We start from the raw sequence: 11,419 nt of genomic DNA on the forward strand, positions 1-11,419 counted from the left end.
GCTGATGGCCTAATCAAGGGTGATGCAGTAATCGGTTAGCAAGTTGACTGCTAAGTCAGGAAACAAGCTTTTTAGGCAACGGCCAAAAGGCCTTGCAGGGGGGCAAGGAATCTTCCCTCGCTAATCATCCTGGTACTATTTTAGCATTAGGGCATCTCTTTACAAAAGAAATAATAAAAAAGATCAAAAGACAGATTTTTAGTACCATTTTTTAAGTTTCATAACTATACATATTATACGAGGGGGTATTATCAATGGAAATGAATACTATGAATAATTCTCATAATCATGAAAATCATCATGAACATATGGTAGCAGATTTCAAAAAGAGGTTTTTTGTTTCGTTAATATTCACCATCCCAGTCATTATCTTGTCCCCTTTTTTTCAAGATCTTTTTGGATATCAAATAAAATTTTCATTTGGTGAAACTATTTTATTATTTATATCCGCTTTTATCTACTTTTATGGAGGCTGGCCATTTCTTAAGGGAATGGGGAACGAAATAAAAAATAAAAATCCAGGAATGATGACTTTAATCGGTATAGCTATTACTGTCAGTTTCATATACAGCGCATTGGTAAGTTTAGGTTTAAAAGGAAGTACATTTTACTGGGAATTGGCGACTTTAATTGACATAATGTTAATAGGACATTGGATAGAAATGAGATCTGTTATGGGTGCTTCTAAAGCTTTAGAAGAATTAATAAAGCTAATGCCGAACGAAGCTCATTTAATAAATAATGAGGAAATAAGAGATATAAAAACTTCTGATTTAAAGGTAGGAGACATAGTTTTAGTAAAACCTGGAGAAAGAATCCCTTTGGATGGTGAAATAATAAAAGGCGAAACAAGCATTGATGAATCAATGATTACTGGTGAGTCAAAACCTGCATATCTAAAAACAGGCCAAGAAGTGATAGGTGGTTCAATAAATATAGACGGATCAATTCAAGTAAAAATACAAAAAGTAGGGAAGGATACATATCTATCTCAAATATACAAATTAGTTAAAACTGCTCAACAATCTAAATCCCGAGCGCAAGATTTAGCTAATAAAGCAGCTTTTTGGTTAACTATTATTTCTATCTCAACTGGTACTTTGACATTAATAGTTTGGACTTTACTCGGACAACCATTTAGTTTTTCGTTAGAAAGAATGGTTACAGTAATGGTAATAGCCTGTCCCCATGCATTGGGGTTAGCCGTACCGTTAGTAATTTCAAGATCGACTTCTATTGCAGCAAAAAAAGGTTTACTTATACGAAACAGAAAGCCGTTTGAAAGATTTAGAAAAGTTGAAGCAGTAGTTTTTGATAAAACAGGGACGTTAACCGAAGGAAAGTTCGAAGTAAGAGAGATAATCACATTCTCTGAAAATTATGATAAAAATACATTATTACAAATAATCGCTTCTGTTGAAAGTTTATCAGAACATCCTATTGCCCAAGCTATTGTAGAAGAATCTAAGAAAAATAAAATAGATACATTGGAAGTAAATAATTTCAAATCTATTACCGGTAAAGGTGTCGAAGGAAATATAAACGGAGAATTATACCATGCTGTAAGTGTTGAGTATCTTAAAGATGAAGGAATTCCTATACCTGATGAAAATAAAAAGAATAAAGCTGTTTCTACTCAGGTATATTTGCTAAAAAACAAAAAAGAAGTTCTATCGGTTATAAATCTTGTAGACAGAATTAGGCCTCAATCTAAAGCAACTGTTCGAAGTTTAAAGGAATTAGGTATCAAAACATATATGATTACTGGTGATAACGAAGAAATTGCAAAATATGTATCTGAAGAACTAGGTTTAGATGGATATTATGCTAGTGTTTTACCAAATGAAAAAGCACAGAAAATAAAGGAACTAAGAGAAAAACGCCAAACAGTGGCTATGGTAGGGGATGGAGTAAATGATGCACCAGCTTTAGTTACCGCTGATGTAGGTATAGCCGTCGGAGCAGGGACAGATATCGCAATTGAAAGTGCAGATATAGTACTTTCAACAAGTAATCCTCAAGCAATATTAGATTTAGTGCACTTATCAAAATCAACTTATAAAAAAATTATCCAAAATCTTGCTTGGGCAACTGGATACAATGTTATAACAATTCCATTGGCTGCAGGAGTTTTGTACGTAATAGGAATACTTCTAAGTCCAATGATCGGAGCTGTATTAATGAGTTTAAGTGCAGTTATTGTTTCAATAAATGCTAATTTGTTGAAATAAATTTAGGTACTTTAAAAATGAAGATTTTTGAAAAATAAGGCCTTGAATTAAATATGGCTCCCATTGTATAAAAGGTGAATTTAGTGAAAGGAGGTTAAAATTTTTATGTACTATAGATGGAGTATGCCATGCCATGGTTATTTCATAAGAGGAGGAGGCTTTTGGACTATGGGAATCATTGGATTAGCATTAGTTTTGATTGTTCTCTATTTTATCTATAAAAACAGTAAGGATAAAAGTGAAAGTAATTATACTAACGTTGAGAAACAAAATTCTAAGAACGAAGCGTTAGAAATATTGAATAGAAAATTTGCAAATGGAGAAATATCTGAAGAAGAATACCTCCGAAAAAGGGACATTTTAAAAGATGATGATTTGAATTAAAATAATTAAAAGACGCATCTATAAGAGTAGATAGATGCGCCTTTTTGACTGATTATTTCGTAATTAGCAATCATATTCACCTATATCCCTTTTGATCCATTATCTGTAGTAATTAGTACTTTATCAGAGTATCGTGAAAAATTCTTCTTCTAAAATTACTAGCTCAGGGGTTCTGGCACCTAATATGGTAATTACTCTATTTCCTTTTGTTTTTATTCTTTTTTTAATTTTTTATTGTTATTTGAAAAGAGATATCCTAATGCTAAAATAAAAATGTAACTCAATTAGTGAAGGAAAATTTCAGCTCCTCCTTGCAAAACCCTATTGCCGATTTCGCTAGATGTGGCGGGTATCTTTATTATATTATATTTTATAAGGACTCCGACTGAAAACCACGATGGCTTTAGCTGCGTGGATGAAAGCCGTTACCCTTGGGTCTGTATATATTTTTCAATTGTTTCCTTGCTTACATTTCCTATACTACAAGCAAAATATCCGTCTGACCAAAATGTTTTCTTACGATATTTACAAACAAATATTAAATGTACCATCAATAAATATTTACTGTGATTCCTACTAACATAATCCATACACAAATCCTTTATTAAACTTATATGGAGTCAATAATTCTACTTTAGGTACTTTCTTAATTTCTTTTAAAGCAATATATTTTCCACCATTTTGTGTTCCTCTTACCGTAAATATTTTTCCTTCATATCTTACTAAATCATTTGGCTGATAAAAATATTTACCTGCTCTTATTCTTCTTTGTCCATCTGATACTTTCTGCCCTCTGAAATTCTTTAACCTCTCTCCATTCTTATTCTTGTTTCTAGTACGTCTACCACAATTTAAATCTCCGGCAGACACTTTTTCACTAGTTCTTTTATCAATATACTTTGCATCATAAAACTTTTCTAATGAACGATTATTACGTCTTACTTGTTCAATTTTAACCGGTTTAATTCTTATCTGATTGATTCCTTTAGCTATACAAAATGCATCATTATAATGTGACTTTTCAATCTTATTGTTAATTCTGTGATTTTTGGTTATATATCCATAAGTAAAACTAACATTATTATATTTTTCTTTTAATATGTTGACCAAATACCATCTAACAATACTCATAAATGTAGCATCTTTAAAATTCTTTAACTTTGGCTTCCAATCTTTTAAAAAACCTTTATGATTAGGTGAAGTATGACATTTTGTACAAAGTGTTATTAAATCTTCTGGTCTTTCTGTTGCTCCATTACTTCTGTAATTTAAATGATGTACTTCTAATATAGGATTTTTATCCTTATTTTTACAATTAGGATTTTGACATTTATGTCCGCCTCTATAAAGAACATATTCTCTAATATTCCAAAACCCTAACATATCTCCTTGTTGATATTCTGCTCCATTAATATCAGGATTTTTAATCTTTTGAATATCAAAATTAGCAATTTCAACAATTGTTTTGGTTACGGGTAATATCTTATATATACTATCAATAAATCTAATATGAGAATCCAACTTATGTTGAATACTAGGAGCTAACCAACCTTGTTTCTTTGATTTAATTCTGTTACTCCATCTTGGTTTTCTGTATCTTAATCTTTGTCTTCTTATTTTTCTGTACATGGAACGCTCATATAAACGTTCTTTCATACCTTGAAGTAATTTCACTTCACCAGATATTAATTCCTTTTTCTCAGTAACTGCACTAAAACCTATATTTAAATAGCCGCTATCAATACCTAAAATAATAGATTGAGTATAAGTAGTTGTTTCGTAGAGCAGCTGAATAGTAAAAGGTCTTACTGTTATTACCTTTGCTTTTTTCTGTTTTAATAATATTCTTGCTTTTGCATTATTTGTTGGCATTAAAGGTTTCCCATTGACACTTAAAACATAAACCATAAAAAACATCCTCCTGGATAATAACTCACCTTGCGGTGGTAGGTTCACTTCGCCAATGATTAATAAGGTTTTCAGTAGCAACACTTCTCCTGCCATTAGAGATGTTTAATCACTACACTTAGGGCTTGGAACTAGTGAAGCATCCCAAGGTAACTATATTATTCTTATTAATCGTAGTCAGTAAAGACTTAGGCTAATCAACTAACTTGCAGTTCCCTACAAGCTACTACCCTTTAGGGTAGCTGGCTGTTGACTTTGTATTGTTTCCTACTGAAAGTATAAAATCAGCCATGGTCATTGCAGAATTTACAAGAAATCTAGCATGATGCTCAGATATACTAATTCTTTGACTTCCAACACCATGTGCATCACTATTATTGTTTCTCATGACCTGCCCCATATTTTCGCATACTTGAAATGTTAGTAATTGCAGGAAAGTTTAAGTGCATATTCTTCGGGCGTCAGGTTATCCAAGTAATTCCATCTACTCAATGCTCCTCCATTCCATCCGTATGTTTCAGACAGTCCAAATAGTTGGGAAATTTCTACTATAGTAGGGCCACTTAAATAAGACATTGAAATCACTACATCGTCTTTTTCTCCAAATTGAGAGTCCCCGTCTAAAATAGCTAAAATAGCTTTATTTTTTAATAGTTCAAATGGAGATTTCCGCTTATTTAATCTAATGTATTGAATATTTGCTACACCAAACCTAAATACTTCTCAAAGAATAACACCAGCTTTTCGATAATTCCTTGTTTTTTCACAGCTCTGCCTCCGCCAAAGCGGGATACAGGTGGCATGATTTTATCAATGGCTGTACCGGTTGTTTTAAGCATTCCGTCTCGGAAAGCATTGTCGATGAAACGGTGGGTTTCTTCAGGCTTTAATTTTTCTTCTTCTATAATTGCTGAAATATCCGCTTCCTTATGCTCATTTAAAAACTTGCGCCAATCATCATCAACTTTGGTCGATACATTGACTTGCTCAATAAAACTCTCGATAAGCTCTTTCTTACTTCGGAGTTCAATACTCGAATTAATAGCCTTATCAATAGTTGTAAGAATCGTTTTATCCTTGCAGTTAGATTCTTGGTATTTAGCTACAAGCATAAGGATATAATCAATATTTACCTCGATCTGTTTGACCAGTTCGATCTCGAAAACTATGTCATCATTAATAATTTCTTTTTCACCATCAGCACCTTTTCTATATTTCTGATACAGGTTAATATAAATGCTCTGATAGTCCTGAAAATCCCTTTCGGATAAAATCTCTTTTCCTTCAAAGTCATCGAAGGAAGTTAGAATATTTCTCAGCCGAAGTATTGCCCCGTGTAGCCGTATAAAGTCTTTTTCTGCTTTTTCTCCGAGAATAGGCTGGCCAAGGGGATACTGTGTTGTAAGAGTAGCAATCAATTCGTCGTAACCCGGCTTATGCTCACCTTTATCATCATAGCCGTTATAGTATTCTTTGAATGTTTTCAGCAGTACAATACCTCCGGCATCCTTATTGCCGAATAGTGCAATAGCCTTGTCTGTTTCTTCTTTCAAATCTCTAAAACAAACGATATTGCCATAGGTCTTAACGCTGTTTAGAATGCGATTTGTTCTTGAAAACGCCTGAATCAGTCCATGCTGCCTCAAATTTTTATCTACCCATAGCGTATTCAGGGTTGTTGCATCAAAGCCAGTAAGGAACATATTCACAACAATCAATATATCAATCTCCCGATTCTTTACACGAAGAGAGATGTCTTTATAGTAATTTTGGAACTTATTTGAGGAAGTATCGTAATTTGTATTAAATATCCTATTGTAATCCCGAATAGCTGCCTCAAGAAAATCTCTGGAGCTCTGGTCGAGGTTTTCCATATTAAAGTTCTCTTCAGGCAACAGTCCATCTGGCTCTTCCTCATTTGCACTAAAACTAAAAATAGTCGCAATGATAAGGTCGCGGTTCTTTTCCGCTATCTGCTTCTTAAACTCATTATAGTAGCTGATTGCCATTGGGATAGATGCAGCAGTAAATATAGAGTTGAAACCGGCAACTCGCCTTGTTTCCGGCTTTTCTATTATCTTCTTAGGGTTATCTTTATCTGCTTCTTCCCATTTCGCAGAGAGTGTATAATAACTGTTGCGTTTTGTCTTTTGGTCGAAATGTTCAAGAACATAAGAAACAATTTCACTAATTCTCTGTGGATCTGCCAAAGCTTTTTCTCGGTCAATCCCATAGACTTTTTTATCATTTACGTAATCAGGCATCTTAATAGTGTCGATATAATCTATCCTAAAAGGCAGAACATTCTCATCATTGATAGCATCCACAATGGTATAAGTATGCAGCTTTTCTCCAAAAGCCTGCTCGGTTGTACGGAACAGCGGGTTGCCACCGGAACCGGCATTGGCAGCAAAAATTGGGGTTCCCGTAAAGCCGAAAATATGGTAATTTTTAAATCTCTTCGTGATAGCTTGATGCATTTCGCCAAATTGGGAACGGTGGCACTCATCAAAAATCAGTACCACGTGTTTTTTATAAATATCATGCTGTTTGTTTTTGCGGATAAACATAGCCAGCTTCTGAATTGTAGTTACTATGATTTTGTATTCGTGAGGGTTTCCTTTTTCGTCCCTGTCTTCCAATTGCCTTTGAAGAATCCTTGTCGATGTATTACCGTTGGCAGCCCCCTTTTCAAAACGGTCATATTCCTTCATGGTCTGATAATCCAGGTCTTTACGGTCAACAACGAAAAGTACCTTGTCAATGTAAGGCAAGGCAGAAGCTAATTGGGCTGTCTTAAAACTGGTCAATGTCTTACCAGAGCCTGTTGTATGCCAGATATATCCTCCAGCAGCAGTTGTACCCATCTTCTTGTAGTTGGTTGATACTACAATACGTGATAATATACGTTCCGCAGCAGCGATTTGATAAGGACGCATCACAAGGAGCAGATCTTCGGATGTAAAAACACAGTACTTAGTTAAAACATTTAATAGTGTATGCTTTGAAAAAAATGTTTTAGTAAAGTCCATAAGATCAGGAATGATTTTGTTGTTTGCATCCGCCCAATAGCTGGTAAACTCAAAGCTGTTGCTTGTTTTTTTGCTTCTTCGGCGCTCACTACTGCTTTGTTCCTTAATGTGAGCGTTTCTTGTGGTGTTGCTGTAATACTTTGTGTGGGAACCATTGGAGATTACAAATACCTGCACATACTCAAACAAACCAGAAGACGCCCAAAAGCTGTCACGCTGGTATCTATTTATCTGATTGAAGGCTTCACGGATAGCAACACCGCGCCTCTTTAACTCCACATGAACTAATGGAAATCCATTGACAAGGATTGTTACATCATAACGGGTTTCATGCTTGCCACCTGCTTCTTCATATTGATTAATAACCTGCAGGCGATTGTTATGGATATTTTTCTTATCCAAAAGGTATATGTTCTTTGTTGTTCCACCTGCCTGACCTGTCTGCCGACAGGCAGGCGGCAAGTCAGGGCGGTCAGGGCAAGGCAGGTCATCACGTTTTAGAATCTGTATATGGTCATCCTGAATTTTTCTGGTCTTTTCAACAATACCCTCATTTGTATTGGCAATACATTCTGTGAAAAATCTATCCCATTCACTATCAGTAAATGTAAAATCATTAAGCAGTTCAAGTTGCTTTCGGAGATTTGCTATCAATGCAGCTTCATTGTGCACTGAAATATATTCATATCCTTGCGAAGTCAGTTGCCTAATAAACTCCCGCTCAAGTTCTGCCTCGCTCTGATACTTCTCAGAACGGGCATTATATTCAGTTGCATATTCAGCAACAACCGTTGCTTCGTCAGTACTTGCAACGATGTTGTATATACTCATGCCGTCACCTCCTTGAAGGATAAAAGTTTATCCCTGTAATATTCATATTGTTTTTGTCGTGCTTCGATTTCAGCAGGAATACCGCTGGTTAAGTCGTTACACAGAGCGTCAAAGCGGTCGAGAATGGCGACAATGCGCTCTTGTTCTTCGAGGGGAGGAACAGGGACAGAATATTTCATAATTGCTGCTTTATCTCCACGAGGCATTTTTGCCCCTTTGGAGTTCTGCATATCATAAGCAAAAAACTTATCTGAAGAAAGCAGATAATAAAGATATTCCGAAATAATCCTATTGTCAGTCAGTTGAATAACCAACACATCTCCATTTGTTCCACCAGTGTTTGTTGCTCGCCATATCTTTTTTAAATAAGGACGAATATTCCCAATAAGAACATTTCCTTTTTGATATTTAGTACACATACCATTTTCAGGGACATAATTTGATTCAGTTTTACCACGTTTATCCGAAAGTAAATTATCTACACCAACATAGGTATCAGCATTTAATTCAGTTGCACTAATTCTTTCTTTAGAATATCGTGACACATCACCAAGTGCTACCCTAGGCACATCGTTACCAAACATCAGCAGCAAATCCCTGTAATATTCATATTGTTTTTTTCTCGCTGTAAGCTCTGCATTAAGTTCTGCTGTAAGCTCTGCTGTAAGCTCAGTGAAATTGTCCAGAATACGGACAATTTCACGCTGCACTGGGAGAGGGGGGACGGGGATTGGGAAACTTCTTAGTTTTCTTAATTCTAATGTTGGAACTCCACCGACTCGTCTAAATTTTTTTATTTTAAACTCTTTGCTTTTTAAAAAATGGTATAAAAAACGAGAACATAATATATCTTTTTTCGCTATTACCATTGAAGCTGCATCACTGCACCAACTGTCAATATTAATCCAATTAACATATCCTATACTACCAGTATTTGCTACGAGCACGGTATTAGGAGGACAATTCGTTTTATTTATATAACCCATAGGTGTTTCTCCTCCATGCCAAACAGGGTATTTCCCTGGGTTTCTTTCTATCTCAGCTTTAGTGACTCTTTTACCAAGCTCTATTAGAGCTACTTTTCCCAAAGTTTTATATTCCACTCCATCTGGGCAAAGTTCAGCAATCAATTCATCCAATCTACTCATTTGCCCACCTCAATTTCCGCAATAATCTTGTCTATTTCTTCCCTTAAAATCTGTTCTCTCGCTACAATCTTTTCTATCTCAGCATTGAGGGCAACAATATCAATCTTTTCTCTAGTATCCTCCTGTTCCACATAAGTTGAAACAGACAGGTTATAATCCTGTTCAGCTATTTCACTGTTTGGCACAAGTCTTGAAAAATATTCAATATCTTTTCTATCTTTAAATGCGTTCAAGATTTTATCAATATTTTCCTGTGTTAGCTTGTTATTATTCGTAACCTTGAGAAATTCCTTTGAAGCGTCGATGAACAGTGTGCTATTTTCTGATTTAGATTTTTTCAGTACCATAATACAGGTAGCTATGCTAGTACCATAAAACAAGTTATCTGGTAACTGAATTATACAGTCGATATAGTTATTGTCAATTAGGTACTGCCTGATTTTCTTTTCAGCACCACCGCGGTACATTACACCAGGGAAACAAACGATAGCCGCTGTTCCGTTTGTCGCAAGCCAAGAAAGACTATGCATAATAAAAGCAAGGTCTGCCTTGGATTTAGGTGCTAATACCCCAGCAGGCGAAAAACGGGGGTCATTAATCAGAATAGGATCATTGTCGCCCTTCCATTTAATGGAGTAAGGCGGATTTGATACAATAGCTTCAAAAGGCTCATCATCCCAATGTTGCGGATCTGTTAGTGTGTCCCCAAGGGCAATATCAAATTTGTCATAATCAATATCGTGCAGGAACATATTGATTCGGCACAGGTTGTAGGTTGTGATATTGATTTCTTGACCAAAAAACCCCTGACGTACATTTTCTTTTCCTAAGATTTTTGCAAATTTTAGCAGTAGAGAACCAGAACCGCAAGCGGGGTCATATACCTTGTTGACTTCAGTTTTTCCTACTAATGTTAGGTGGGTAAGGAGTTCAGAAACCTCCTGTGGCGTATAGTATTCACCACCACTTTTTCCTGCATTGGAAGCATACATACCCATTAAAAACTCATAGGCATCACCAAATGCATCTATGGTATTGTCTTTGTAATCTCCCAGCTTCATTTCTCCAACAGAATTCAATAGCTTAACCAACTTTTCATTGCGCTTTGCTACAGTGCTACCTAACTTATTGCTGTTAACATCAATATCGTCAAACAGGCCTTTGAAATTATCTTCACTCTCTGTTCCTTGGGCAGATGCTTCTATATTTTTAAAAACTTGTTCCAGTGTTTCATTTAAGTTTTCATCGTCCTTAGCACGAGCTCGGACATTTTCAAAAAGCTCGCTGGGTAAAATAAAGAAGCCTTTTGTCTTAACTAAATCCTCTCGTGCCTGTTCTGCTTCCTCATCTGATAACTTGGCATAATCAAACTCCGTATTGCCAGCTTCCCATTCTCCAACGTTAATATAGGCGGTAATATTTTCAGATATGTAGCGGTAAAACAGCATACCGAGAACATATTGCTTAAAGTCCCAGCCATCTACACTGCCTCTTAGATCATTTGCCATATTCCATATCGTGCGGTGTAATTCCGCCCGTTCCTGTTCTTTTCTGTTATTTTCCATAACTTTACTCCCTTTCTTCAACTATATTTGGCACTAATTCCATGATATCTTTAAAATCAACGTCAAGTGCTGTACAAACCTTTATAAGAACGTTCATACTGACATATTCGTTTTTAGAAAGTTTTGAAATTGACGATGGACTTATTCCCGCAGCAGCTTGTAAATCTTTCTTCTTCATATCGCGGTCTATCAACAATTTCCAAAGCTTTTTATAGCTTACGGTCATTTGTTCAGTCATTTTGTCACCTCGCTAACATTAACAATATTATTAATTATAGCAAAAAAACTTCACGTTCACAATTGCACTTACTAAACGAAAA

The 11,419-nt window shown here is 35.4% G+C and carries 10 protein-coding genes and 1 pseudogene; 2 read left to right on the forward strand and 9 right to left on the reverse strand.

Going from position 1 to position 11,419, the window contains the following annotated elements; all coding sequences use genetic code 11:
- Positions 1-254 precede the first annotated feature (254 nt).
- Positions 255-2,231, forward strand: coding sequence for a copper-translocating P-type ATPase (locus tag AA81_RS11975; protein ID WP_103899151.1), 1,977 nt, complete (start codon positions 255-257; stop codon positions 2,229-2,231).
- 105 nt (positions 2,232-2,336) lie between these two features.
- A complete protein-coding gene (locus AA81_RS11980) occupies positions 2,337-2,615 on the forward strand; it encodes an SHOCT domain-containing protein (RefSeq protein WP_103899152.1) in 279 nt (92 codons plus the stop codon).
- A gap of 86 nt (positions 2,616-2,701) precedes the next feature.
- Here the strand turns inward: AA81_RS11980 and AA81_RS15010 are convergent.
- The 9 genes and pseudogenes from AA81_RS15010 to AA81_RS12015 form a co-directional block, all read right to left on the reverse strand.
- A pseudogene (locus tag AA81_RS15010) lies at positions 2,702-2,843 on the reverse strand (sulfide/dihydroorotate dehydrogenase-like FAD/NAD-binding protein); the annotation flags it as partial.
- Positions 2,844-3,040: 197 nt separating this feature from the next.
- Positions 3,041-3,205: a transposase gene (locus AA81_RS11985; protein WP_103899153.1), complete on the reverse strand. Its 165-nt coding sequence runs from the start codon at positions 3,203-3,205 to the stop codon at positions 3,041-3,043.
- On the reverse strand, positions 3,192-4,619 hold the full coding sequence (iscB, locus tag AA81_RS11990; RefSeq protein WP_211292706.1) for an RNA-guided endonuclease IscB: 1,428 nt from the start codon (positions 4,617-4,619) through the stop codon (positions 3,192-3,194). The genes AA81_RS11985 and iscB overlap by 14 nt, the downstream gene beginning before the upstream one ends.
- Positions 4,620-4,749: 130 nt before the next feature.
- Positions 4,750-4,923, reverse strand: a complete 174-nt coding sequence (locus AA81_RS14445) for an abortive infection family protein (RefSeq protein WP_211292707.1) — start codon at positions 4,921-4,923, stop codon at positions 4,750-4,752.
- 20 nt (positions 4,924-4,943) lie between these two features.
- Positions 4,944-5,108 (reverse strand): hypothetical protein, encoded by a 165-nt coding sequence (locus tag AA81_RS14450; RefSeq protein WP_211292708.1) that lies wholly within the window; start codon positions 5,106-5,108, stop codon positions 4,944-4,946.
- 116 nt (positions 5,109-5,224) lie between these two features.
- Positions 5,225-8,386 carry a type I restriction endonuclease subunit R gene (locus tag AA81_RS12000; protein WP_103899155.1) on the reverse strand — a complete coding sequence of 1,054 codons (3,162 nt, stop codon included), beginning with the start codon at positions 8,384-8,386 and terminating at the stop codon, positions 5,225-5,227.
- Positions 8,383-9,534, reverse strand: a complete 1,152-nt coding sequence (locus AA81_RS12005) for a restriction endonuclease subunit S (RefSeq protein ID WP_103899156.1) — start codon at positions 9,532-9,534, stop codon at positions 8,383-8,385. Before AA81_RS12005 ends, AA81_RS12000 begins: the two co-directional genes overlap by 4 nt.
- Positions 9,531-11,099, reverse strand: coding sequence for a type I restriction-modification system subunit M (locus tag AA81_RS12010; RefSeq protein WP_103899157.1), 1,569 nt, complete (start codon positions 11,097-11,099; stop codon positions 9,531-9,533). Before AA81_RS12010 ends, AA81_RS12005 begins: the two co-directional genes overlap by 4 nt.
- 4 nt (positions 11,100-11,103) lie before the next feature.
- Entirely contained in the window at positions 11,104-11,325 is a 222-nt protein-coding gene (locus AA81_RS12015; protein WP_103899158.1) for a helix-turn-helix domain-containing protein, read from the reverse strand.
- Positions 11,326-11,419 lie beyond the last annotated feature (94 nt).

The sequence above is a fragment of the Petrotoga halophila DSM 16923 genome, assembly GCF_002924615.1.

Bases quoted from the DNA above. Each gene is read 5' to 3' on its own strand.
- AA81_RS11975 (WP_103899151.1), top strand. From the start codon at position 255: ATGGAAATGAATACTATGAATAATTCTCATAATCATGAAAATCATCAT.
- AA81_RS11980 (WP_103899152.1), top strand. From the start codon at position 2,337: ATGTACTATAGATGGAGTATGCCATGCCATGGTTATTTCATAAGAGGA.
- AA81_RS11985 (WP_103899153.1), bottom strand. From the start codon at position 3,205: ATGGATTATGTTAGTAGGAATCACAGTAAATATTTATTGATGGTACAT.
- iscB (WP_211292706.1), bottom strand. From the start codon at position 4,619: ATGGCAGGAGAAGTGTTGCTACTGAAAACCTTATTAATCATTGGCGAA.
- AA81_RS14445 (WP_211292707.1), bottom strand. From the start codon at position 4,923: ATGGGGCAGGTCATGAGAAACAATAATAGTGATGCACATGGTGTTGGA.
- AA81_RS12000 (WP_103899155.1), bottom strand. From the start codon at position 8,386: ATGAGTATATACAACATCGTTGCAAGTACTGACGAAGCAACGGTTGTT.
- AA81_RS12005 (WP_103899156.1), bottom strand. From the start codon at position 9,534: ATGAGTAGATTGGATGAATTGATTGCTGAACTTTGCCCAGATGGAGTG.
- AA81_RS12010 (WP_103899157.1), bottom strand. From the start codon at position 11,099: ATGGAAAATAACAGAAAAGAACAGGAACGGGCGGAATTACACCGCACG.
- AA81_RS12015 (WP_103899158.1), bottom strand. From the start codon at position 11,325: ATGACCGTAAGCTATAAAAAGCTTTGGAAATTGTTGATAGACCGCGAT.